The 24,467-nt window shown below is 68.6% G+C and carries 22 protein-coding genes; 5 read left to right on the forward strand and 17 right to left on the reverse strand.

All coding sequences use genetic code 11. The annotated features are described in order from the left end of the window. The first annotated feature begins 219 nt into the window (after positions 1–219). On the forward strand, positions 220–624 hold the full coding sequence (locus tag J2851_RS25540) for a response regulator (protein WP_209769815.1): 405 nt from the start codon (positions 220–222) through the stop codon (positions 622–624). Between the two features lie 112 nt (positions 625–736). Here J2851_RS25540 and recN read toward each other — a convergent pair whose 3' ends face one another. From recN to J2851_RS25595, 11 genes are all read right to left on the reverse strand, one after another. Then, complete coding sequence (gene recN, locus J2851_RS25545; protein ID WP_209769817.1) at positions 737–2,407, reverse strand: DNA repair protein RecN; 1,671 nt, start codon at positions 2,405–2,407, stop codon at positions 737–739. An 8-nt stretch (positions 2,408–2,415) separates the two neighbouring features. Beyond that, positions 2,416–3,234 carry an outer membrane protein assembly factor BamD gene (locus tag J2851_RS25550; RefSeq protein WP_209769912.1) on the reverse strand — a complete coding sequence of 273 codons (819 nt, stop codon included), beginning with the start codon at positions 3,232–3,234 and terminating at the stop codon, positions 2,416–2,418. Positions 3,235–3,368: 134 nt separating this feature from the next. Further along, positions 3,369–4,097, reverse strand: coding sequence for a protein phosphatase CheZ (locus tag J2851_RS25555; protein ID WP_209769819.1), 729 nt, complete (start codon positions 4,095–4,097; stop codon positions 3,369–3,371). A gap of 180 nt (positions 4,098–4,277) precedes the next feature. Then, positions 4,278–5,333 (reverse strand): hypothetical protein, encoded by a 1,056-nt coding sequence (locus J2851_RS25560; protein WP_209769821.1) that lies wholly within the window; start codon positions 5,331–5,333, stop codon positions 4,278–4,280. 36 nt (positions 5,334–5,369) lie between these two features. Next, complete coding sequence (locus J2851_RS25565) at positions 5,370–5,735, reverse strand: chemotaxis response regulator CheY (RefSeq protein ID WP_012974572.1); 366 nt, start codon at positions 5,733–5,735, stop codon at positions 5,370–5,372. Positions 5,736–6,133: 398 nt separating this feature from the next. Then, positions 6,134–8,155: a M24 family metallopeptidase gene (locus J2851_RS25570; protein ID WP_209769823.1), complete on the reverse strand. Its 2,022-nt coding sequence runs from the start codon at positions 8,153–8,155 to the stop codon at positions 6,134–6,136. Positions 8,156–8,407: 252 nt separating this feature from the next. Further along, on the reverse strand, positions 8,408–8,872 hold the full coding sequence (locus J2851_RS25575; protein ID WP_209769825.1) for a tellurite resistance TerB family protein: 465 nt from the start codon (positions 8,870–8,872) through the stop codon (positions 8,408–8,410). Between the two features lie 97 nt (positions 8,873–8,969). Further along, a complete protein-coding gene (locus J2851_RS25580) occupies positions 8,970–9,884 on the reverse strand; it encodes a 50S ribosomal protein L11 methyltransferase (RefSeq protein ID WP_209769827.1) in 915 nt (304 codons plus the stop codon). Between the two features lie 94 nt (positions 9,885–9,978). Next, positions 9,979–10,368, reverse strand: a complete 390-nt coding sequence (locus tag J2851_RS25585) for a GxxExxY protein (protein ID WP_209769829.1) — start codon at positions 10,366–10,368, stop codon at positions 9,979–9,981. 93 nt (positions 10,369–10,461) lie between these two features. Continuing rightward, positions 10,462–11,658, reverse strand: a complete 1,197-nt coding sequence (locus J2851_RS25590) for a hypothetical protein (RefSeq protein ID WP_209769830.1) — start codon at positions 11,656–11,658, stop codon at positions 10,462–10,464. 126 nt (positions 11,659–11,784) lie between these two features. Next, entirely contained in the window at positions 11,785–14,097 is a 2,313-nt protein-coding gene (locus J2851_RS25595; RefSeq protein WP_209769831.1) for an ATP-dependent helicase, read from the reverse strand. A gap of 520 nt (positions 14,098–14,617) precedes the next feature. Here J2851_RS25595 and J2851_RS25600 point away from each other — a divergent pair. Both J2851_RS25600 and J2851_RS25605 read left to right on the forward strand, forming a co-directional pair. Then, on the forward strand, positions 14,618–15,307 hold the full coding sequence (locus J2851_RS25600) for a LuxR C-terminal-related transcriptional regulator (protein ID WP_209769832.1): 690 nt from the start codon (positions 14,618–14,620) through the stop codon (positions 15,305–15,307). A gap of 258 nt (positions 15,308–15,565) precedes the next feature. Then, on the forward strand, positions 15,566–16,234 hold the full coding sequence (locus tag J2851_RS25605) for a LuxR C-terminal-related transcriptional regulator (protein ID WP_209769833.1): 669 nt from the start codon (positions 15,566–15,568) through the stop codon (positions 16,232–16,234). A gap of 118 nt (positions 16,235–16,352) precedes the next feature. On the opposite strand, the gene J2851_RS25610 is transcribed toward J2851_RS25605, so the two are convergent. Beyond that, complete coding sequence (locus J2851_RS25610) at positions 16,353–17,132, reverse strand: alpha/beta fold hydrolase (RefSeq protein ID WP_209769834.1); 780 nt, start codon at positions 17,130–17,132, stop codon at positions 16,353–16,355. Between the two features lie 231 nt (positions 17,133–17,363). Next, positions 17,364–17,927, reverse strand: coding sequence for a hypothetical protein (locus J2851_RS25615; protein ID WP_209769835.1), 564 nt, complete (start codon positions 17,925–17,927; stop codon positions 17,364–17,366). A 258-nt stretch (positions 17,928–18,185) separates the two neighbouring features. Here J2851_RS25615 and J2851_RS25620 point away from each other — a divergent pair, with 258 nt between their 5' ends. After that, positions 18,186–18,629, forward strand: coding sequence for a YccF domain-containing protein (locus J2851_RS25620; protein ID WP_209769836.1), 444 nt, complete (start codon positions 18,186–18,188; stop codon positions 18,627–18,629). A gap of 76 nt (positions 18,630–18,705) precedes the next feature. On the opposite strand, the gene J2851_RS25625 is transcribed toward J2851_RS25620, so the two are convergent. Next, complete coding sequence (locus J2851_RS25625; protein WP_209769838.1) at positions 18,706–19,857, reverse strand: DUF3095 family protein; 1,152 nt, start codon at positions 19,855–19,857, stop codon at positions 18,706–18,708. A gap of 124 nt (positions 19,858–19,981) precedes the next feature. Then, positions 19,982–20,422 carry a CBS domain-containing protein gene (locus J2851_RS25630; protein WP_246500922.1) on the reverse strand — a complete coding sequence of 147 codons (441 nt, stop codon included), beginning with the start codon at positions 20,420–20,422 and terminating at the stop codon, positions 19,982–19,984. A gap of 453 nt (positions 20,423–20,875) precedes the next feature. On the opposite strand from J2851_RS25630, the gene J2851_RS25635 reads away from it, so the two are divergent. Beyond that, positions 20,876–21,214: a hypothetical protein gene (locus tag J2851_RS25635; RefSeq protein WP_246500923.1), complete on the forward strand. Its 339-nt coding sequence runs from the start codon at positions 20,876–20,878 to the stop codon at positions 21,212–21,214. 163 nt (positions 21,215–21,377) lie between these two features. Here the strand turns inward: J2851_RS25635 and J2851_RS25640 are convergent, their stop codons facing one another. Both J2851_RS25640 and J2851_RS25645 read right to left on the reverse strand, forming a co-directional pair. Further along, a complete protein-coding gene (locus J2851_RS25640; protein ID WP_209769841.1) occupies positions 21,378–22,577 on the reverse strand; it encodes an acetate/propionate family kinase in 1,200 nt (399 codons plus the stop codon). Between the two features lie 26 nt (positions 22,578–22,603). Next, positions 22,604–24,046, reverse strand: a complete 1,443-nt coding sequence (locus J2851_RS25645; protein WP_246500924.1) for a bifunctional enoyl-CoA hydratase/phosphate acetyltransferase — start codon at positions 24,044–24,046, stop codon at positions 22,604–22,606. Positions 24,047–24,467: the final 421 nt, after the last annotated feature.

Below are 24,467 nucleotides of genomic sequence, written 5' to 3' on the forward strand. Positions count from 1 at the left end.
TTACGAACCGACGCCCGGAACCGGACGCGACAAGGCTGGACTATGCGGGTTTCGCTGTGGCCGCCGTGAGACCGCTGTGGGCGATTGCTGTGACTTTGGCGCGTTTTCGGCGGGATTCCGCGGTTGCGCCGGCCGCGACATTATGCACGTCGATAAGCGCAATTTCCTTCAAATACAAAGTGTTTCGACCGCCCCGTTCCGACGCCCCCGGTGCCCGCCATGTTCACCATCCTGCTGGTGGAAGACAGCTCCGCCATCCGCGCCATCGTCCGCCAGCAGCTGCTGGGCTTGAAGATGAAGGAAGTCGTGATGACCGCCAACGGCGAGGAGGCGCTGAACGTCCTGAAGAAGCGCGACGACATCGACGCGGTGATCAGCGACTGGCACATGGAGCCGATGGACGGCCTGTCCTTCTGCACCGCCGTGCAGAAGAACCCGCGGCTGAAAGGGCGGCAGCTGCCGGTGATCTTCATCACCGCCGACCCCAAGCTGGCCGACGAGGACACGCGGGACAAGGTGATGGAGTCGGCCCGCCGCCTGGGCATCGTGGACATCGTGACCAAGCCCTTCACCCAGGAGGGGCTGCGCACCGCCCTGTCGAAGGGGTTGGGATTCCAGGTGTAGGCAAATCGTTTGCAGCTTCGTAGGTTGGGTGGAGCGCTGCGCAACCCAACAGCCTCACCATGGCAACGTGTGTTGGGTTTCGCTGACGCTCCACCCAACCTACGTGGACACCTTACCCCCGGCCGGCGATCAGGCTGTCGGCGGCAGCGCGGGCCTCGGCGGTGATGGTGGCGCCGCTCAGCATGCGGGCGATCTCCTCGCGGCGGTCGTCGCCGTCCAGTTCGATCACGCCGGTGGTCACCTGCTCCCCCTTCACCGACTTCTGCACCTTCAGGTGCGTGGAGCCGCGGGCGGCGACCTGGGGGCTGTGGGTGACGACCAGCACCTGGAGGCCGTTGCCGAGCGTCTTCAACCGCTCGCCCACCGCGGCGGCGACGGCGCCGCCGATGCCGGTGTCCACCTCGTCGAACACCAGCGTGCCGACGGTGGAGGTCTGGGCCAGCACCACCTTCAGCGCCAGCATGAAGCGCGCCAGCTCGCCGCCGGACGCGATCTTGTTCAGCGCCCCCGGCGGGGAGCCGGGGTTGGTGGCGACCTGGAAGGCCACGCGGTCCAGGCCGGCGGCGGTCCAGTCGGCCTCGTCGGCCAGCGGTTCGACCAGCGTGCGGAACTTGGCCTTTTCCAGCTTCAGCGGGGCGAGTTCGGTGGCGACGGCCTTGTCCAGGCGGCCGGCGGCCTCCTGCCGGGCCGCGCTCAGCGCCTCCGCGGCCTTGCGGTAGGTAGCGCGGGCGGCCTCCGCCTCGCGGGCGAGGCGGCTCAGCAGGTCGCCCTGGTCCTCGATCAGCAGCAGCCGGTCGGCCATGTCCTTGCGCAGGCCCGCCAGCGCGTCCACGTCCACGCCATGCTTGCGGGCGGCGGCGCGCAGCGCGAACAGCCGCTCCTCCAGCTTCTCCAGCGCCTGCGGGTCCATGTCCACGTCGGCGGAGACGGCCTGGAGCCCGGCGATGGCCTCCGACGCCTCGGCCGCCGCGCGGTCGAGCCCGGCGATGACCGGGTCCAGCTTGCCGCCGGCCTTGTCGGCGATGCGGCTGAGCGTGCGGATGGCCGAGGACAGGGCGCGTTCCACCCCGCGGTCGCCGGACAGGTCGCCGAAGGCGGCGTTCAGGGCGTCGACCAGCTTCTCGCGGTGCATCAGCACGGCGCGGGTCTCCGCCAGCTCCTCCTCCTCGCCCTGCTTCGGCGCGAGCGCGTCCAGCTCTGCCACGGCGTGGCGGAGGTATTCCTCCTCCGAGCGGGCGCGGGCGATCTCCGCGGCGGCGTTGGCGCGCGCGTCCTCGACCTGGCGCCAAGCGCGGTGCGCGGCCGCCACCTGGGCGGCCTGGGAGTCGAGCCCGGCGTAGGCGTCGAGCACGCCGCGGTGGGTCTGGGGATTGAGAAGGCCGTGGGTGTCGAACTGGCCGTGCACCTCGACCAGTTCCTCGCCCAGGCGCTTCAGCAGGCCGACGCCGACCGCCTGGTCGTTGACCCAGGCGCGGCTGCGCCCATCGGCGCTGACGGTCCGCCGGACCACCAGCCGCTCCTCCGGGTCCAGGCCCTGCTCCTTCAGGATGGCGAGCGCCGGGTGGTCGCCCGACAGCTCGAACTCCGCCGTCACGGAGGCCTGGTCGGCGCCGTGGCGCACCAGCCCCGAATCGGCGCGCGCGCCGAGCGCGAGGCCCAGCGCGTCGAGCAGGATCGATTTGCCCGCGCCGGTCTCGCCGGTCAGGACGCAAAGGCCCTTCCGGAAGCCCAAGGCGAGGCGTTCGATCAGGACGACGTCCCTGATCGTCAGCGAAGCCAGCACGGATCGGCCTAGAACAGGGAGCTCCAGGCTTTGCTGATCCAAGACTTCTCGTTTCGCTCCGGACGCACGTTGGCGTCCACCAGCAGTGCGTAGCTGTCCGTGTACCATTCGCTGCCGGGGAAGTTGTGGCCGAGCACGGCGGCGGCGGTTTTCGCCTCGTCCGTGATGCCCAGCGCCAGATAGCACTCCACCAGGCGGTGCAGAGCCTCCGGCACATGGGAGGTGGTCTGGTAGTTTTCAATCACCGTGCGGAACCGGCCGATGGCGGCGGTGTACTGACCCTGCTTCAGATAGAAGCGCCCGACCTCCATCTCCTTGCCGGCGAGGTGGTCGTTGGTCAGGTCGATCTTGATCTTGGCGTCGCGCGCGTACTGGCTGTCCGGGAAGCGGCGCACGACCTCCGACAGGGCGTCGAGCGCCAGGCGCGTCATGCGCTGGTCGCGCCGCACGTCGGTGATCTGCTCGTAATAGCACAGCGCCCGCATGTAGTAGGCGTAGGCGACGTCCTGGCTGCCGGGGTGGAGCTGGATGTAGCGGTCGAGCGCCAGGATGGCGTCGTCGTACTTCAGGTCCTGGTAATGGGCGTAGGCGGCCATGATCTGCGCCTTGCCGGCCCATTCGGAATAGGGGTGCTGGCGCTCCACCTCGTCATACAGCTTGGCCGCGGTCTTGAACCGGTCCTCCTGCATGGCGGCGTCCGCCTCGCGGTAGATGCTTTCGGCCGGACGCTCGACGTATTTGTCTTCGTCCTTGGTCGAGGAGCAGGCGGAGAGGGCCGAGGCGAGGAGAAGGGCCGCGAGCGGCAGACGGGTAAGACGGGAGGGCATGGTCGTCACGATGCTTTCGGAATTGCCCCTGTATAGCACGCCCAGGCACGGACGCGGCAAGTCGCTTGGGCGAAAGAGTGAGACTTGGCGCTTCTTCCCCTCTCCCAGCCCCGCTGGGAGAGGGGAAGAAGCGCTTACGCGAACAGGGCGTCGATGTCGGCCTGGCTGATGTTGCCCATTTCCTGGTGGTCGCCGGGGCCGTGCAGTTCCAGGCTCTCGTCCATCTTGGTGACGGTCGGCGGCAGGGGCATCGCTTCGAACTCGCGCTTGTTCCAGTGGCCCATCATGGCGTCGACGCGCTCCTCGATGAAGGTCAGGGCGCGGACGACCTTGGTGATGCGCTGTCCGGTCAGGTCCTGGAAGTTGCAGGCCTCGTAGATGCGGACGATGATCTCGTTCATGTCGTTGACGCGGTCGTTGTGGTAGCCCTCCGGCAACGACGACTTCAGCTCGTGGACGACCTCCTCCAGCTCCTCCGCGCAGGCCATGATGGTGTTGGTCGCGGCCTCCGTCGCGGAGACGACGGCGCTCAGCTCCTGCGAGGCCTGCTGGAACTTGTCGTCGCCGGCCAGCGGGTGGCGGATGGCCGCCATTTCCACCTTGGTCGCCTTGATTCGGCCGGAGATGTCGGCGATCTCGACCTGGATGTGCTCGATCTGCTGCGCGTCCATGGTCAGGAAGCGGTCGAGCTTCGCGCCGAGATGGTCGATGGCGCGCATCACCTCGCTGTGGTCCACCTGCAAGGGGCCGGCCGGCAGCGCGACGGGGGCCGCCGCCGCCTCGTCCGCCGGCGCCTGGAAGGGATGGCCGTTGCGGCGGGCCTTCTGGATCTCGGCCATGAAGGGCTTCGAGGAATTCCTCATGCAGGCTGCGCCTTTCCGATCACGCGGCCAATGGGCCGTCAGGTGGGCACAGCCCGCCGAAGCGTCGAACCGGGTTTGCGGTGGCCCCGGCGGGCGGCGATAGGATTATCAAGCTTTTCGTAAAATTTTGCCTACGGTTTCGTGACGGTTGCTCGCTCTCCCCAGGTCCTGGCCGCTCCGTCACCCGAACAGGGCGTCGATGGCCGCTTGGTCGAGCGGGGCTGGCGGTTCATCGGAAGCGGCGGCCGGGGGTGGCGGTGCCGCCGGCTTGGCGGCCGGCTTGGGCGCCGGCTTCGGCACCGGCTTTGCCGCCGACGGCGGCTTGGGCACCGGCTTCTTCGCCGGGGCGGGCGCCGGGGCGTCGAACATGCTGTCGATGTCCGCCTGGCTCGCCTGAACGGGGGCCGCGGCGGGCGCCGGGCTGTCGAACAGGCTGTCGATGTCCGCCTGGCTGGATTGAACCGGGGCCGGAGCCGGGGGCGGTTCCGGCGCGGGCGGCGGCGGGGGCGCCGCGGCCACCGCGGGGCTGTCGAACATGCTGTCGACGTCCGCCTGGCTGACGCCGAGCCCATCCAGCTGCGGGCCGTTGAGCAGGTGGGCGTCCGGCCGGTGGTCGGTGACCTCCGTCTGGATCTTGAAGTCCGCCAGCCCTTCCGCACCCCAGATGCCGATCATGGCGTTGACGCGCTGCTCGATGTAGCGGAGCGCGTTGACGACCTTGCTGGTGCGCTGGCCGGTCAGGTCCTGGAACGAGCAGGCGGTGAAGATGTTGGTCACCTCCCCCTCGATCTCGCCGCACAGGCCCGCGTTGGCGCCTTCCGCCCGCAGCTTGCCCGAGAGATCCATCAGCCGTTCGGCGGCGTTCAGGATCTCGAAGGAGGCCCGTTCGGTGGAGATGACGATGGCGTCCAGCTCGTTGGTGGCCGAGGTGATCTTGTCGCTCGACCCGTCGGGCGGGCGGAGTGCCGCCACCTCGCGCCGGGCCTGCTCGATGGAGGCGGCCATCTCCATCAGCTCGCGCCGCAGCACCTCGACGTGCTTGGCGGCCTCGACCACCTGGTTCTGCCGATGCCAGGAGTCGCGGAACTCCACGAGCATCTTGCGCACCTCCTCCGCCGCGGCCCCGTGGGCCCGGCGGTGGAAGCGGCGGAGGAAGGCGCGCCCCTTGGTGGTGCGGGCGATCGCTTCCTCGATCTGGTCGAACTCTTCCTCGGAAAGCTGCGGAAGCTGGTCCAAACCGGACTCTCCTTAAGCACCGATAGCGGCTTGGCCTTACCCGCCGATAACGGCCTGGATCTTCTGCTTCAGCGTGTCGGCGTTGAAGGGCTTGACGATGTAGTTGTTCACGCCCGCCTGCTTGGCGGCGATCACGTTCTCCGTCTTGCTTTCGGCGGTGACCATGATGAAGGGCGTCGCGGCGAGCTTGGCGTCGGCGCGGATTTCCTTCAGGAGCTGCAGGCCGGTCATCGGCTCCATGTTCCAGTCGGAAATGATGAGGCCGAACTTGCTCTCGCGCAGCTTCGCCAGCGCCGAGACGCCGTCGCCGGCTTCGTCGATGTCCGTGTAGCCGATCTGGGTCAGGAGGTTCCGCACGATGCGCCGCATGGTGGCGTAGTCATCGACGACAAGGATCTTCATCTACGCGTCTCCGCATTCTTCCGTTGCTAGGCCCCGGCCCGGCGCTCATCCCGACCGGCCCCTGGGTGCGGCCGGTGCCGCCGCCACGCGCCGATCGTCGAGGACTGGTTCCGACTGTGATACCTCAAGGACTCTGTGCCCTAAGTCTGCCGAAAAGTCATCCCTCTGCGGCACAGTGCAGCATGCTCGTAAATTTCGGGTTACCAACCGCGCCGAAACGTCGCGGATCGCCAGGGAATCCCCAGGGGATCGGCAACGGTCACGGCCGGGGCAGCCCGAACGGGCAGGCAATGCGCCGGGTGCGGACCTTGCCAGATTTCACGCCCGAACGCACGGGATGTTTTGCCGCCCCAGGCTTTACGATGCGTGATATATCAAACCGATGCGCACTCCGGCGGTCATAGGATGATCGGGGAGGTTGCCTGCCCCAGCCACTCCGCCACCACAGGGTCGAGCCGGGGCGCCAGCGCCTCGCGCACGCGGGCGTGGTAGGCGTTCAGCCAGACGACCTCCTCCTGGGTCAGCAGGGTCGGCTCGATCAGGGTGCGGTCGATCGGGGCCAGGGTCAGCACCTCGAACTCCAGCATCGGCCGCTCCGCCATGGGCAGGTCGAGCGGCCGCACGACGACCAGGTTCTCAATGCGGATGCCGTAGGCGCCGGTCTTGTAGTAGCCGGGCTCGTTCGACAGGATCATGCCGGGCTGGAGCGCCACCGTGTTCGGCACCTTGGACACACGCTGCGGCCCCTCGTGCACCGACAGGAAGCTGCCGACCCCGTGCCCCGTGCCGTGGTCGTAGTCGAGCCCCGCCGACCACAGCGGCCGGCGCGCCAGCGCGTCGAGCTGCGACCCGGTCGTGCCGCGCGGGAAACGCGCGGTGCTGAGCGCGATGTGCCCCTTCAGCACGAGGGTGAAGCGCTCCTTCATCTCCGGCGTCGGCGTGCCGATGGCGATGGTGCGCGTCACGTCGGTGGTGCCGTCCCGGTACTGCGCGCCGCTGTCCAGCAGGAAGAGGCTGCCCGGCTCCAGCCGGCGGTCGGTCGCCTCCGACACGCGGTAATGGACGATGGCGCCGTTCGGGCCCGCCCCGGAGATGGTCTCGAAGCTGAGGCCGCGGAAGCGGTCGTTGGTGCGGCGGAACTCGTACAGGCGCTCGGCCGCGGCGATCTCCGTCACGGTTCCCTTGGGCGCCTCTTCCGACAGCCAGTGCAGGAAGCGGACGAGCGCCGCGCCGTCGCGGGCGTGGGCGGCGCGGGTGCCGGCCAACTCCGCGTCGTTCTTGCAGGCCTTGGGCAGGGCGCAGGGGTCGGGCTCGCGCTCGATCTTCGATCCTGCCATGTGCAGCCGGTCGAAGATCCAGGCCGATGTGGAGGCCGGATCGGCCATCACCTTGCGCCCGCCGCGGCCGAGCGCGTCGAGTGCCGCGCCCAGCTCCTCCGGCGCGCGCACGGCGACTTGGTTGCCGAGGTGGGACTCGACGCCGGGCGCCAGCTTGCGGCGGTCGATGAACAGGTCCACCGCCCCGTCGTCCTTCAGGATGGCGAAAGACAGCGGCAGCGGCGTGCAGGGCACGTCGGCGCCCCGGATGTTCAGCAGCCAGGCGATGGAGTCGGGCTGGGTCAGCACCACGGCGCCGATGCCGTTGCGGGCCAGATCGTCGGCAAGGCGCGCGCGCTTCTCCGCCGCGGGCACGCCGGCGAAGGGAAGATCCTGCGCTTCGACCGGAGCGAGCGGCGGCGGCGGCTGGTCGGCCCAGACGGAGTCCACCGGGTTGTCCTCGCAGGCGACCAGCGTCAGCCCGGCGCGCTCCGCCTGTTGGCGGGTGCGCTCCACCCAGCCGGCGGTGTGCAGCCAGGGATCGTAGCCGAGCCGCCCGCCGGCCGGCAGCGCGTCGGCCACCCAGTCCAGCAGCGGGTCTTCCACCAGATGCTTGTACTCGTAGAGGTCGCGCGACACCTCGGCCTGGACCTGGAGCGTGTAGCGGCCATCCACGAAGATGGCCGCACGCTCCGCCGCCACCACGGCCTGGCCCGCGGAGCCGGTGAAGCCGGTCAGCCAGGCGAGGCGCTGGGCGCGCGGCGGGACATACTCGCCCTGATGCTCGTCGCCGCGCGGGACGACGAATCCGTCCAGCCCGCGCCGCTTCAGCGCGGCGCGCAGGGACGCGAGGCGGGCGGCGTGGTCCGGCGCGTGCGTGACCGCGTGCGCGGCGGCGAGCTGCGCCTTCAGCGCGCGGAGCTGGCCGGCGAGGTCGTCCGGGAGCTTATCCCCGACCAGAACGAGCCAAGCGTCGGGATCGGTGCCCTCGGGCGCGGCGAGCACGCCCGCCACGAGGTCGCGGATCCCCGCGGGGGTCTGCGCGAGCCCCGCCCCCGCCAGAAGTTGCGCCAGAGTTTCGTCGCCGCGGTACGCGCTGGACACGGGTCCTTATCCTCGTCCGGTGAAGCCGATGCGCAACAGGCTAGGCAGGGACGCCGCGGGGCGCAAGCGCGGGAAAGGGCGTAGGCGGGGTGCGGGGTGTCGGTGGGGGGAGCGATTCACCACAGAGACACGGAGACACAGACAAATTTTAGAGACTCCTCCCCTCCTCGACCAGCGGGCAGGTGCCAGAACGCGTATTAGAGGAAGTCTCTGTGTCTCCGTGCCTCTGTGGTGAAAACCCTCCAGCCGGCGCTACAACCCCGTGTCTTCCGGCAGGCCCAGCCGTTCCAGCACGCGCTTGCGGGCCTCGCCGCGTTCGACTTCGGAGACGTGCAGCAGGCCGCCGATGCGGCGCAGCAGGTTGGCTTCCAGGTCGTTCAGGGTGCCGTCGGCGTAGGCCACCTCCCACAGCATCTCGATGATCCAGAGGCGCTTGTCGGGCGGGCAGCGGTCGTTGATGACGGTGACGTAGCGGTGGTAGGGGGAGGCGCCCTCCGTGTCGAACACGGCGGCGGACAGAAGCTCCTGCGCTTCCTCCTGGGTCAGTTTGAAATGGCGGCGCGTCACGTCGATGATGCGGTTCCGCTCCGGCGCCGAAATGGTGTCGTCGGTGCGGGCCGCCTCGACCAGCAGGGCGGCCGCCGCGGCCTGAAGGGTTTCGTGGTCGGCGTCGCCGGTGTCGGTCTCATTGAACAGCGCCCTGATCCGGTTCAGCATCGGTCCTCCGCAAAAATCGTCCTGGTTGCTGGGGACATAACGCTTGTCCCCGGCAAGAGGCACATGGCGCACGGAGGGCGCGGCCGCAAAAAGGCGATCAGCCCTTAGCCGCCTTCCGCTTCGGCCGCTTCATCACGAGCGTGGTCCACTCGCCGACCGGGATGCGGGAGACGAGGTGCAGGCCCTGGGTGCGGTGGGCCTGGATGACGTGGCGCTCCTGCCGGTTCAGCAGGCCGGCCAGCACGCAGACGCCGCCGCGCTTCAGGTGGCGGGTCAGCTTCGGCGCCATGCGGGCCAGCGGGCGGGCCAGGATGTTGGCGGTGATCAGGCCATAGGGCTTGTGCTTGCCCACGACCGGCGTGTGGTAGCCGTCGCCGCCCTGCGCCCGGATGCGGGCCTTCACGCCGTTGAGGGCGGCGTTGACGCGGGTGACGCGCACCGCCTCCGGGTCGATGTCCACGGCGGTCACCGGGATGCCCCAGCGCTTGGCCACGGCGAGCGCCAGGATGCCGGAGCCGCAGCCCATGTCGAGCGCCCCGCCCCGCCCGCCGCGCGGCAGCGTCATGCGCCGCGCCAGACGGTCGAGCGCCAGCAGGCAGCCCTTGGTCGAGCCGTGCTCTCCCGTGCCAAAGGCGGTGGCGGCGTCCACCAGCAGCGGGATGCTGCCGGCCGGCACGATGCCCTCGTGGTGGGAGCCGTGCACGAAGAAGCGCCCGGCCTGGATCGGCGGAAAACCCTGGTAGCTGTGCGAGACCCAGTCGATCGCCGGCAGTTCCTCGATGGCGAGCGCCGGCTCAGGGATGCCCACGGCCTCCGCCAGCACGGCGACGCGGGCGTTCAGCCGCGCCTCGTCCGGCTGGCCGTAGAGCGTCGCCTCGACCAGCCAGTTGCCGCCCTCCTCCAGCTCGAAGGTCGAAACCGCATCGGCGTGGTCGCCGACCGCGTCGGCGAAAGCGGGGGCATGGGCCTCGGGAACGACGAGCGCGATGCGCCAGAGCTTGGTGGGGGACATGGGGGATCCGCTTTTCGGATGATCGTCGCGATGGCGGGGGTTTTACCACTAAGACACTAAGACACAAAGAATTTCACAAAGCGGTTCCGGCCCGTCAAAGCACCATGCGCCGGACACCGTCCTTGAAGCGCGACACGTTGAAGTTCATCAGGAATCCCAGACGATGCCCGGTCATCTTCAGGTAGGTCAGAAGCTGTGCTTCGTAGACCGGCAGGGAACGCTCGACCGACTTGATTTCGATGACGATTGAGTCTTCGATCAGGAGATCAATCCGAAATCCCTCGTCGATCCGGATGTCGTCGTAATAGACGGGAACAACCAGCTGGCGTTTGACCCCGATGCCACGCTTGGACAGTTCATAGGCGAGGCATGTCTCGTAAACGGACTCGAGCAGACCGGGGCCGAGCCGGCTGTGGACCGTGTAAGCCGCGTCCACCACCTCGCGCGACAAGCCGTTCAGCGAAGCGGAGACAGCCGTTTCCAAGCCAGGACCCCTTTGTGAAATTCTTTGTGCCCTTTGTGTCTTTGTGGTGAATCCCCGTCAACACCGAAGCACCCCAGCAACACTCGACGCCCCTCACCGCCCCGACAGGCGGTCCGCGATGTCGTGCATGCCCTGTTCGCGCAGGATGGTCTGGCGGTGGCGGATCAGGCGGCGGGCGAGCGCTTTTTCGGAGTCGGGGCCGCCCAGCATCCGCCCCTGCCCGTCGCGCAGGTGGGTGGCGAGGTGGTCGGCGAGCAGCGCTTCCTTCTTCGGGTCGCGGCGGTCGAGCGGCTGGGCGCCGTTCAGGGCGTGGCGGATGCGGTCCACCAGGACGGCGCGGCAGCAGGGCGTGCGGCCGTGCACGATCAGGTCGCCGACGCGGGCCAGCAGCGCGCTCGCCGGCTCGCCCTTGGGGTCGGGGTCGCGGCCGAGGATGTGGTCGGCCAGCACGCACAGCCCCATGGCCAGGTTCGGCTGCGCGCCCAGCAGGTCCTTCACCACGTCGGCCGAGCCCAGCGTGTCGGCCATCACCCCGTCGATCAGGGCGAGGTGGCGCGGCTCGCTGTCGTCGTCGATCAGGTCCAGCAGCAGGTCGAGCTTGCCGCCCAGCGAGTTGCGGTCGGCCAGATGGTGGGTGAGCTGGCCGAGGAAGACCGCGTCGTGCCGCGCCTCCCCCACCGCAAGCTCGATGGCCCGGCTGGTGGCGGGGAGGTCCTTGGGGTCGAAGGCCGGCAGGCGCTTGCGCTCCGCCTGGAAGTCGCGGGCGCGGGTCATCACGACGTCGGTGAAGCCGCGCAGCTCCCGCGCCCGCGCCGGGACGGCGAAGCCGTGCAGGTCGGCGTGGTGGCGCGCCACCGCCTGGAGGGCCGCGCCCAGCAGGATGCCCTGCTCGTCCAGCTTGCGCAGGTAGGTGAAGGAGTGGAGGAGTTCGGTCGGGGTGATGCGGAACTTGTCTAGGAAGGCGCGCAGCAGCCGGTTGATCACCACGCGCGATTCGAAGCTGTAGAGGCCGTCGGGGCCGGTGCAGACCGGCGCCCCCTCCGCCGTGCCGCCGAGCAGCATCGGCTTGTCCTTCACCACCGGCACGGTCTTGTGGAAGACCAGCGTTTCCAGCGACAGGCCGGCGAGCGAGCGGTGCTTGAAGACCTTCACCTCCTCCACGCCGCCGCTGGTCATCTGAACCCGGGCGCAGGACAGCGCCGAGGCCTCCTCGAAGAAGGAGGCCTCGATCACCCACCGGCCCTCGCGACGGACCTGGACCTCGAACGCTGTGCTGCTCTTGCCGAACACCGGTTGGGTTCCCGACTGATTTCTGCAACTCGGAAACCCATATTTACCGGTTGGAAAGCCTTTGGGCTGTGATGGTCGTCACGGGTGCGACATTCGGCAGCACCGGAGGGTGGTCGCGTTGGGCCCTCACCCCGCCTTCTCGGCCGGGACCACGAAGCTATCCATCACCTTTTTCACGCCGGCGTGGTCGAAGTCGATTTCCAGCTTGTCCTGCTCCACCGCGGTGACGGTGCCGTAGCCGAACTTCTGGTGGAACACGCGCGCGCCCTTGGGGAAGGGCGCGTTCGGCCGGGCGCGCGGCTCCACATGGTAGGAGCTGCCGTCGAGCGTGATGGTGCGCGGAGCGGGGGCCTGCTGGCGAGACGCGCTGCGGAAGGCCGAATAGGCGGAGGATTCGCGGAAGCCGCCACCACCGCCGTAGGCGTTCCCGCCACCGCCGCCGGGGTAGAGACCGCTGGCGGCCTCGGCGTCGACGTGGTCGTTGGGGATTTCCTCCACGAAGCGGGAGGGGATGGCGCTGACCCAGTTGCCGTAGAGGCGCCGGTTGGCCGCGTGGCTGATGGTGGCGCGCTTGCGGGCGCGGGTCAGGCCGACGTAGGCGAGCCGCCGCTCCTCCTCCAGGCCGGCGATGCCGGTCTCGTCCAGCGCGCGCTGGTTGGGGAACACGCCCTCCTCCCAGCCGGGCAGGAAGACCATGTCGAACTCCAGCCCCTTGGCGCCGTGCAGGGTCATCACCGTGACCTGGTCGGTGCCGGCGGCCTCCGCGTTCTCCATGACCAGGGCGACATGTTCCAGGAAGCCCGGCAGGTTCTCGAACTCCGCCATGGCGGTGATCAATTCCTTCAGGTTCTCCAGCCGGCCCGGGGCCTCCGGCGTCTTGTCCTGCTGCCACATGCGGGTGTAGCCGGACTCGTCCAGGATGGTGCGGGCGAGGTCGGTGTGCGGCACCGTCGCCATCATGGTGCGCCAGCGGAAGAAGTCCTGGAGCAGCGCGCGGAGCGTCGCGCGCAGCTTGGGCTTCAGCTCGTCCGTCTCGGTCAGCGCCCAGCCGGCCTCGGTCAGCGACACGCCGCGCCCGCGCGCCGCCTGGTAGAGGCATTGCAGCGCCGCCGGGCCGATGCCGCGCTTGGGCAGGTTGATGATGCGCTCGAAGGCGAGGTCGTCGTCGGGCGAGTGCACCACGCGCAGATAGGCCATGGCGTCGCGGATTTCCTGCCGCTCGTAGAAGCGCGGGCCGCCGATCACGCGGTAGGGAAGGCCCAGCGTGATGAAGCGCTCCTCGAACTCGCGGGTCTGGAAGCCGGCGCGGACCAGCACGGCGACCTGGGAGAGCGGGGTGCCCTGGCGCTGCATCGCCTCGATCTCGTCGCCGACCCAGCGCGCCTCCTCCTCGCCGTCCCAGACGCCGCGCACGCGCACCGGATCCCCGCCGTCGGCCTGGGTCCACAGCGTCTTGCCGAGCCGCCCCTTGTTGTTGGCGATCAGGCCGGAGGCCGCGGCCAGGATATGCCCGGTGGAGCGGTAGTTCTGCTCCAGCTTGATCACCTTGGCGCCGGGGAAGTCGGCCTCGAAGCGCAGGATGTTGCCGATCTCCGCCCCGCGCCAGGCGTAGATCGACTGGTCCTCGTCGCCCACGCAGCAGATGTTCTTGTGCGCCTGGGAGAGGATGCGCAGCCAGAGATACTGCGCCACGTTGGTGTCCTGGTACTCGTCGACCAGGATGTACTTGAACTTGCGGTGGTACTCGGCCAGCACGTCCGGGTGCTTCTGGAAAATGGCGAGGTTGTGCAGCAGAAGATCGCCGAAGTCGCAGGCGTTCAGCGTGCGCAGCCGCTCCTGGTACTGGCGGTAGAGCGCGACCACCCGGCCGCCGGCCACGTCGCCGCCGTCGGCCTCGCCCAGTTTGTCCGGGGTCAGGCCGCGGTCCTTCCAGCGCTCGATCACGCCCAGCACCTGTCGGGCCGGCCACTTCTTGGAGTCGATGTTCTCGGCCTCCAGAAGCTGCTTGATCAGGCGGATCTGGTCGTCGGTGTCCAGGATGGTGAAGTTGGACTTCAGCCCCACCAGCTCCGCATGGCGGCGCAGGATGCGCGCGGCGAGCGCGTGGAAGGTGCCCAGCCACCAGCCCTCCGGCTCGATCCCCACCAGATGGGCGACGCGCTCGCGCATCTCGCGCGCGGCCTTGTTGGTGAAGGTCACCGCCAGGATCTGGAAGGCGGCCGCCCGGCGCGTCATCAGCAGGTGCGCCAGCCGCGTCGTCAGGACGCGCGTCTTGCCCGTGCCGGCGCCGGCCAGCACCAGCACCGGGCCGTCGAGCGCCTCCACCGCCTCGCGCTGGACCGGGTTCAGGCCGTCCAGATAGGCGAAACGCTGCATCGGCGCGGGTGCCGGGGGAGCGGCGTGGCTCAGCGGGTCGTCATAGGCGTAGGGGTCGGACATGAGGCACCGGATTCCTGAAGAGCCCCCGTATATAGCACGCGCGATGGCGCATCGAACCCCTTCCCTTGATGAAACGGGCCGGATCCACGCCGAACGGCCGATGATATGTATGCTTAGCGTCGGTCGGCCGAATCTCCATCGTGGTTACGCTGTGCGACCTCGGTCTTACATCGACAGCCGCAAGTCCCTTTTAGAAACGTTCCCCACAACGCGCCAACGTCACAAGAAGATCACAGGCCTATTCACTGCATTGTCTCAGCCATTATTCCACGACTGAAACGCGACGATCACCCGATGAGCGCTTTGTCTTATTTTGGCTTATGACATATGCCCATTGCGAGACACGACTTCTCCTTTGGGGAAATTTTAGTTTCCGCAAATCCGGGGTAAGGTGCATTCAAATCGTGGCACCCCGATGCCGAACGGACAGCCGCTCAAGGCGGCCCATCGGCGGAGCGGGTGTCCACGGACGAGACATAGACACAACCGACTTGAACCAAACAGAAGGCGGGTTGGAACAATGGATCCCGTGAACGTTTTCCTCATCGATGCGAACAAGCTCTTCCGCGAAGGCATGAAGCGCCTGTTCGAGACCACGCCTTTCCACGTGATCGGCGAGGCCGGCAGCCTGCGTGAAGGCGTACCGGCGGTGGAAGCGGCCGGCACCCGCCCCGAACTGATCCTCATCGATCTCGCCAACGGCAGCGACGACGAAGTCGATCTGATGCGCGAGCTGCGCGCCGAGCATCCGGACATCCGCATCGTCATCCTGACCACCGACCTGTGCACCCGCCGCCTGTCCGGCGCGCTGGGCGCCGGCGCCGACGGCTACCTGATGAAGGACATCGCCTGCGAGGCGCTGATGCAGTCGCTGAAGCTGGTGATGATGGGCGAGAAGGTGTTCCCGACCCATCTGGCCGAGCTGCTGGTCAGCGGCCGCACCGAGGAGCTGGCGACCGAGGTCCCCGCCCGCCGCAAGGGCCTGTCCCAGCGCGAGATCCAGATCCTGCGCTGCCTGCTGAACGGCAACTCCAACAAGATGATCGCCAACCACCTCCACATCACGGAGGCGACGGTGAAGGTCCATCTGAAGAGCCTGCTGCGCAAGATCAACGCCTCCAACCGCACCCAGGCGGCCATCTGGGCGCTGAACAACGGCATCGGCGACCAGCCGGCCGAAGCGGCGGGGGTCAGCGCCAGCGTGGTCTGACGCCCCCTTCCCTCTCTCCATCCGGTGATCCAGGACGCCGGCCGCGCCATCCCGCGGCCGGCGTCCTGCCGTTTTGCGCAGCCTGAACGGCGTCCATAGGAGGTGTGGCTTTCCCGACTTAGGTGGTGCGCCATAAGACCAAAGACACTCTTCCACCCCAGGCTTGCTTGGATATCCTGCGCAAGACGGCGCAATTTGTTTCGAACTTGCGGCGCAGCAGCAAGGAAGACCATGGACAAAACCTTGGATAAGCCCGCCTTGAATGTTTTGCTCGCCGACGATCATCTTCTTTTCCGCGATGGCCTGCGTCGCCTGCTGGTGCTGTCGAACGAGAACATGACCTTTTTCGAGGCGAGTTCTTTCGACGACGTACGGCGGATGTGCGACGGCGAAACCGCGTTCGACCTGATCCTGCTCGACCTCGGCATGCCCGGCTGGACGGGGTTCGAGACGCTGGGGGAGATCCACGCGCGGCTGCCGCGCGCCCTGCTGGTGGTGGTCTCCGCGTCGGAAAAGCGGTCCGACCTGCTGGCCGCGCTGGAGAACGGGGCGGCCGGCTTCATCCCGAAGTCGAGCAGCGCCAAGGTTCTGCTGGGCGCGCTTCAGCTCGTGCTGGCCGGCGGCGTCTACCTGCCGGAGCAGGCGATCCGCGGCGAGCGCATGGCCGACCACGGGGCGGCGGCCTACGGAATGGGCGGTGGTGGGGCCGGCGAGGACGACGCGCTGGGCCAGCTGGCCGGCAGCGAGACGCTGACGCCGCGCCAGCGCGACGTGCTGAACCGCCTGCGCGACGGCAAGTCGAACAAGCAGATCGCCCACGAGCTGGGCCTGACCGAAGGCACAGTGAAGGTGCACGTCACGGCGATCCTGCGGCAGCTCGGCGTGCGCAACCGCACGCAGGCGGCGATCACCGCGAACGGGTTGTGATCGATTGGAACCGTAGGTTGGGTGCAGCGTCAGCGGAACCCAACATCGTCGGCATCGCGGGGGGGGGGTGTTGGGTTTCGCTGACGCTCCACCCAACCTACGCGACCGAAGCCTGGCCTTACGCCCCGCCCCGCTCCACGGCGGCGACCAGGGCGGACAGGGCGGTGCGGACGGCGGGCTCGTGCTTGGCGGGCTCGACGTGGTCGCCGGGCACGGTCACCACGGTCAGGTTGCGGCATCCCGACAGTGCCTGTTCGAGGAAGGGCGTGCCGAGCAGGCCCGGCGGCTCGTCCTTGCCCTGCACCAGGGTCACCGGCACGCGGATGGATGCCAGCAGCGGCCCCATGGACTGAAGCTCCGCCGCGGTGCTGCGGATGGCCGGCGGCATCAGACGGGCGGCGAGGCGGCGCAGGACGCTGGGCCGCGTGGCCTCGGCGACCGTCGGGTCGACCAGCAGCAGGCCGCCGACGAGATCCGGGAAATCGAGCGCCGCCCGCAGGGCCACCGGCACGCCGGTGCCGCAGCCGACCAGAAGCGGCTTGCGCGCCCGGCGCAGCGTCAGCAGCGGGCGCAGCGCCGCCGCCTGCACGCCCGGATCGCCGCCGCGCACCAGGGATGCTCCGGCCAAGGTCCCATTGGGGGTCGGGCCCGGGTCGGGCCGAGCGACCGACACCCACTCCTGCCCAGCCGGAACGGCGCGCAGAAGGCGGTTCCAGGCCCGCGCCTCGCTGGAATTCGCGTGCACCAGCACGATCCGGCGACCGGCCGGGTCGCCCGCGACGATGCAGCCCGCCCCGGCCCCGATGTCGCGGGCGCCGCAGCGCGCCGCACCGTCGCCCGACGGCATGATGCCGAATCCGGCACTGGCATGCCCATCGGCGCTGCTGTGAATGGTCAAGGCCTCGCCCCCGGTTGGCTTCCTCTTGGGCGGGACTCACCCCCGCCTTTGAGTCCGAAGGTAACGATCCGTTCACATCCTGTCCCGTACCATAAAAAGGCCTGAAAAGGCGCGAACTGTGGCCGGGAACACAGGAAAAATCCGTTTTAAATCCCCTTTATGGGCTCTTCCCGCCGAAAATCGACGCGATGACCGGTGGAAAGTCTTACCAGCGGATCTTTCAGAGAACCTCTAATGGATGGTCGCCCCGCCGGCCGGAAGGACCGTTTCCGGCGCCTCGTCGCGCGGTTCGGTGGGGCGGTGCAGTTCCCGCATCAGGGTGCGCCATTCCGGCACCCCGCCCAGCTGCTGGATCAGCTGCGTGGAAAAGGCGAAGACGGCCAGTTCCAGCGGCGTGTTGTCCTCCGCGTGGGCGTTCACGGTCAGGCAGGATTCGGCCGCGCTGACGAAGATGGCGGCGGAAACGGCGACGTTCGGCCCCGGGGCCGGCAGCGGCACCGGGTCGGGCTCGTGCCCGGTGGTGCGCAGAGACGACATGTTCTCCACCAGCAGGCGGGTGCGGATGGCGGTGTCGATCGCCGCGGCCATGGTGTAGCCGGCCTCCGCCTCCGCGGCGGAGCGCAGCAGGCGCAAGCCGGCGACGATGCCGTGCACCACATCGGCGGTGGCGGCGCGCTTGGCGGCGGCGACGACGGCAGTGCCGAGAATGGCGTTGACCACGGGCGCCATGGTGGCGGTTTCCCCCGCGATGGCCGCGACTTCCGTGGACTCGTCGTGGATCTGGACCTCGTTCATGCGGCCTCCCCTCCGATGGTACCGTGGTTGGCGTGCAGCGCGGACTCCGCTCCTTCGAAACCAAGACGTCCTGATTCGAAAAACCGTTTCGGGTGAGAGCGATTTTTGCTCAAAACTTCCCCTTTCGAACTGTGGCGTGCGGGACCGTCCTTCAAGGTGCCGAAGGGTGCCTCTTTCGATGCGCCACTTTCTGCGACCCCACCCTCTGGGCGCACCGCCCCCGCATCCCCACATCTGCGGGCAAAGGAGATAGACCCCATGCCCCTGATCAACCTGCTTCTCAACATCCTGTGGGTGGTGACCGGCGGCATCTGGATGGCCGCGGGATGGCTCCTCGCGGCCGTGCTGATGGTCATCACCATCGTCGGCATCCCGTGGGCGCGATCGGCGGTTACGATCGCGTGGTACACGCTGTTGCCATTTGGACAAACCGCCGTCCGACGGGATGAGTTCCGCGGCCGCGAGGATATCGGCACCGGCGGGCTGGGCTTTCTCGGCAACGTCGTCTGGTTCGTGCTGGCCGGCTGGTGGCTGGCGATCGGCCATTTGATCGCCGCCGCGGCGCTGGCCGTCACCATCATCGGCCTGCCCTTCGCCTGGGCGCACCTGAAGCTGGCGCTGCTGGCGCTCTGGCCGATCGGCACGGAGATCGTGACGGTAGACGAGGCGGAGATGCGCCGCCGGATGATGGGGCGGGCCTAGGAATTCGCCACAGAGGCACGGAGACACGGAGAAACCACCCCTCTGTGTCTCCGTGCCTCTGTGGTTGGAAACCTCTTCAAGCCGCTTCCCGGGCCTTCATCGCCTTCAGCATGACCGAGGCGCGCCAGAAGCCGAGTTCGGCGCCGTCCACGAAATGGACGTGCCGGTCGGCGGCGAAGTCGCCCACGAGACAGGTCACGGTCGTCGACTGCGCCCGCGCCGTGCCGTAGCGGATCAGCCCGGCGTCGGCCCGGGCGCGCAGCAGGGCGTCGATGGCCGCGGCCTCCTCCTCCGTCACGTCGAGCACGAAGCGCGGGCCGCCGGCCGACTTGCGGAAGTCCGACCGCTCCGCCAGGGACCGGCGGTAGTGGTCCGGGTCGAAGCCGGCGGAGTGCAGCCCGAGCCTCAACATGGCCGCGAGCACCGCCGACTTGGCGAGCGCCGCCGCCATGCTGGCGATCCGGCGCCCGCGCGGGTGGGTCCGCGATTCCAGCCACAGCGACCGCCAGGACGGCGGCCAGCGGACCTCCAGCCGCTCCCCCATGCCGAGCGGGGCGGCGACGGCGGTCGGCACGATCCGCTCGATGTCCGCCTGGACGCGGGCCAGCGTCGCCAGCCCCTCCGCCCCGCCGGCCAGCGGGTCCACGATCACGCACAGGATGGTGCCGCGCCCGGCGCGCACCGGGTTCCAGCGGCAGGACACCGCCTCCAACCCCGTCAGGGGGCCGGGCGCGGGCGCGACGCTCCAGCGCGGGTCGGACTTCACCCAGGCGTCGGCGGCGGCGACCCCGCTGCCCAGGAACAGGCCGAAGGCGTTGCCGTTGCCGAAGTCGTGCAGCGCCGCCAGCACCTCTAGCCCCTGGTCGAGCAGGGCGGACACGGGCACCAGCCCGACGCGGAGCGGCACGTCCATGTCGGTGGCCGCCCAGTGGGCGAGCGCCGCCAGCGCCGCGCGCGCCGCCGCCTCCCGCCCCGGGGGCACGGCGGCGATGGCGCCGTCGCCGCCGAACTGGCAGGCGGCGGGCTCCGGCGCGTCGCGCACCGCCTCCGACAGGACGGCGACCACGGCCGCCGCCACGAAATTCACGTCGCGGTGCCGCCCCTCCGCGGCCAGCCGCGTGCTGGCCACCACGTCCGCCACCGCCAGCGACCAGTCGGCGCCCAGAGCCGCGTAGTGGCCGGGGTCCGTCGCCTCCGCGGCGAAATCATGGATGGACGGCAGGCGCATCGCTGGAGTCCGTCAGGAACCGAGAAGGCGGTAATGTACGCCTGCGGCGGTCTCGGGCGGAGCGCAAAAACGCCGCCGCACGAAGACGTGAGGCGGCGTTACCTTCAGGCCAGCGGGTGACCGGTCACATGATGACTTCGGTCAGGCTGTCCATCATCTCCTTCTCGCGCTCCAGAACCATCAGCTCCTCCCCCATCATGTCGCGCATGGAGACGACACCGACGACGTGGCCGTTCTGGACCACCGGCAGGTGGCGCAGGTTGTTGCCGGCCATGCGGCGCAGCGCCTCGGCCACGCTGGTGGCGGGGTCGGCGGTGATCGGGCACGGCGTCATCACCATCGACAGCGGCGTGTGGTCGGGATCCAGCCCGTCGGCGACGACGCGGTCGGTCAGGTCGCGTTCGGTGAAGATGCCCTCGATGTGCTCGTCGATGGGCGCCGTGACGATGACGGAGGCGACGTGCGCGGCCTTCATCTGGCGCGCGGCCTCGCGCACCGACGCGCCGGCCGGCAGGCTGACGACGCGGTGCTGCCCCAGAAGTTCCCCGATATTGCGGTGCATCATGGTTGCCTTCCTCCGACAGTCGAGATTTGACGAGACGCGGCTTGATCGACGCGGCACGCAACAGGCTGTTCTTGCGGGGATTTTGCGATCATTTCGCCTTTGCAAAAAGATTTCCGCATTTGCGAAGTGATCGCCATCCCCTCGTCTTCGGCGAAACAAACGCGTGAAATGATGAAAGACTAGTCACTTTCCGCGTCTTGGACGAGAGCTGCGGCCCACAATCACCGTCATGGTTGCCATGACCGCACGGCATGCGACAAAAACGCCCATCAATGGCTGCAAAGGCCCGCCGTGGCACGGAAAATCAAGCGGCCGAACAGGGTCACCGGCGGGTTAACCATTGCTAAAGGAATAACGACGAAATTTGACGAAATTGAAATCCGGGTGCCGGGTATTGTTTGGTCCGGATAGTGTTGGGAAAGGGCCTGCGCTTCGATGTCATGGCTGTCGAAATTGAGCGGACGCGGCAAAGGCAACGCCGCAGCCCAGACCGCCCCGAAGGAGCGCCCCGCCAATCCGCCCTACATCCGTGTCGACCGGCACGAGTATCTTCCGGAAGAATTCGCGCTGGGGTCGTTCCGCATCCGCCCCTATGACGGCGACCTAATCGCCAAGCAGCAGTTCGACTTCCGCATCGGCTTCGAACTGGCGAACGAGACGGTGGAGTTCGCCTGCCGCGGCATCGTCGTGAAGATGACCGAGGAAACCGGCCTCGTCGCCCGCTACCAGCACCCGCAGCCCTTCTACGAGCGCAAGCTGATCGAGTATCTGCGGCTCTGGAAGGGGATTTGAGGGGGCGTGAAGCGTAGGTTGGGTGGAGCGTCAGCGAAACCCAACATCGTCGCCATGCTATGTGTGTTGGGTTGCGCTTCGCTCCACCCAACCTACGAAGACTGCAGAGATAAAAGAAAGCCCGCCATCCTGCGATGGCGGGCTTTTTGTTGGCAACGAACGATCAGGCCGCGACCGGGTCCAGGGCTTCCTGGGTGTGCAGGGCGATCATCTGCTCCTCGTCGGTCGGGATGACGTAGACGGGGATGCGGCTGTTCGGGGCGGAGATCAGCGGGCCGTTCGCCTCGTTGGCGGCCGGGTCGATGACCACGCCGAGCCAGGCCAGCTTGTCGCCCACCCGCGCCCGCACGGGGGCGGAGCGTTCGCCGATGCCGGCAGTGAAGACCAGCGCGTCGATGCCGCCCATGGAGGAGGCCAGCGCCCCGGTTTCCTTGGCGATGCGGAAGCAGAACAGCTCCACCGCCTCCGCCGCGTGGGGGTCGGCGCTCTCCAGCAGGGCGCGCATGTCGTTGGAGACGCTCGACACGCCGAGCAGGCCCGACTTGTTGTAGAGCAGCTTCTCGATCGCGTCGGCGCCCATGCCCTTCTGGCGCATCAGGTAGATCAGCACGCCGGGGTCGATGGTGCCGCAGCGGGTGCCCATGGGCAGCCCGTCCAGCGCCGTGAAGCCCATGGTGCTGTCCACGCTGCGCCCGGCGTGGATGGCGCACATGCTGGCGCCGCTGCCGAGATGGGCGACCACCACGCGGCCGTCGCCCAGCGCGGGGGCCAGTTCCGGCAGGCGGCGGGCGATGTACTCGTAGCTGAGGCCGTGGAAGCCATAGCGGCGCACGCCCTCCTCCGTCAGCTCGCGCGGGATGGCGAAGGTCTGCGCCTGCCAGGGCTGGCCGCGGTGGAAGGCGGTGTCGAAACAGGCGACCTGCGGCAGCTCCGGATGCGCCTCGGCCAACGCGCGGATGGCGGCGAGGTTGTGCGGCTGGTGCAGCGGGGCGAGCGGGACGAAGCCTTCCAACTCCTCCATCACCGCCGGCGTGATCAGGACCGGGGCGGCGTGGCGCGTCCCGCCATGCACGACGCGGTGGCCGGCGGCGACCAGCTTCGCGCCATCCAGATGCCCCTCGATCCAGTCGAGCAGGAAGCTCAGCAGAGCGGTGCGGTCGGACGGCTCGTCGGCTCCCCAGGAGCGCTCGCCGAGCGGGCGCTTGTGGGTGTCCTTGGCCTCGAATTTCGGCGCCGTGCCGATGCCCGAGATCTGGCCGTTGATCGCCACCGCCACCGACTCCCGCCCGGTTTCCCGGAAAACCGAGAATTTCAGGCTGGAGGAGCCGGCGTTGATGACGAGGATGGCGTTTCCTGTGCTCATGGCGGAAACCTCCTATTCCCGGCCGGTCACTCGGCCGCGGCGGCGGCGCCGCGACGGCGGGCGGCGGCCGACAGCACAGCCACGGCGCAGCTCGCCAGGCGGGTGCGGACGTTGTCGGCGCGGCTGGTCAGGATGATCGGAACGCGCGCGCCCAGCACGATGCCGGCGGCGTCGGAATTGGCCAGGAAGGACAGCTGCTTGGCCAGCATGTTGCCGGCCTCCAGGTCCGGGACCAGCAGGATGTCGGCCTTGCCGGCGACGTCGGACGTGATGCCCTTGGTCTTGGCGGCTTCCAGGCTGATGGCGTTGTCGAAGGCCAGCGGGCCGTCGAGGATGCCACCCTTGATCTGGCCGCGGTCGGCCATCTTGCACAGCGCGGCGGCTTCCAGCGTGGAGGCGATCTTCGGGTTCACCGTCTCGACCGCCGACAGGATGGCGACGCGCGGAGTCTCCACGCCCAGCACCTTGGCGAGGTCGATGGCGTTCTGGACGATGTCGACCTTGTCTTCCAGCGTCGGGTAGATGTTGATCGCGGCGTCCGTGATCAGCAGCGTGCGCGGGTAGGTCGGGACGTTCATCACGAAGACGTGGCTGAGCCGCCGGCCGGTGCGCAGGCCGGTCTCCTTGCGGACGACCTCGGCCATCAGTTCGTCGGTGTGCAGGCTGCCCTTCATCACCGCCTCGCACTCGCCGACGCGGGCGAGCTTCACGCCGGTCTCGGCCGAGGCGTGGGAGTGCGGCACGTCGACGATGCGGTAGCGGCTGATGTCCAGCCCGTACTGGTCGGCGACCTGGCGGATCTTGGAGGCCGGGCCGACCAGCACCGGGTCGATCAGGTTGGCTTCCGCCGCCTCGACCGCGCCCTTCAGCGAGGACTCGTCGCAGGGGTGGACGACCGCGGTCGGGACCGGCGGCAGGGCTTCGGTCTTGCGCAGCAGCTCGTCATGGCCGTCGTGGCGGATGACCTGGACCTGCGGCAGCTCGTGGGCGGCGCGGCGGACCTTCTTGGTCGGCGCGATCACCTCGGCGAGGCCGGACACGACCTCCTTGCCGTCCTGGTTGCGGGCGACGCAGTCGAAGACGACGATGTTCTTCTCGTCGTGCTTCTCCTTGGCGGTGACCGTCACGGTGATGACGTCGCCCAGCCCGACCGGGCGCTTGAAGCGCAGATCCTGGCCCATGTAGATGGTGCCCGGCCCCGGCAGCAGCGTGCCCAGCACGGCCGAGATCAGCGAGCCCGACCACATGCCATGGCCGATCACCTTGTGGAACAGGCTGTCCGCCGCGTATTCCTCGTCCAGGTGGGCGGGGTTGATGTCGCCCGAGACGGTCGCGAACAGCTCGATGTCGGACATGGTCAGCCGCCGCGACAGGCTCGCCTGCTGGCCGATCCGGATTTCTTCGAAGGTGACGTTTTCGATCATGGCGTTCGAGCCGTTCTTGCCCAGGTCGTTCGTGACGGTGTCCATAGAGAAGCTCCTAAATCGGATAGCGGCCCGGAACCCTTGGGAATCCATACCGTCCTCGGACGGTCCTTGGCCGAATCCTCCCGGCCTGCGGCTTGGGACGGCCGCGGCCTGGTTTTTGGGCCCCGCCCGCCGTCCCCGGACGGGACGGGCGCGCAAGGCCGGTGGGGCGTCCTGAATAGCGCGGCACCATGAAAGGGATGTGACAGCCGGGGGCGATTCCCGGGCATGTTGCGGTGCAACAGTGTCGCACCCCCCGGTCGTCCACGGCCGCCGCGCCCCGGCTCACCCGGTGCCGGCCAACATCGGCTGCCGTCGCGGCCAGCGCCGCCGTCGGCCACCGAAGTGTTGCCCGAGCACAGTCATACCGCAGCGCAAGATGTCGCCGAATGACCTAGGTCAACGGCGGCGCAACGTACGGGCG

This window comes from Azospirillum rugosum (genome assembly GCF_017876155.1).
Classification (GTDB): Bacteria; Pseudomonadota; Alphaproteobacteria; order Azospirillales; family Azospirillaceae; genus Azospirillum; species Azospirillum rugosum.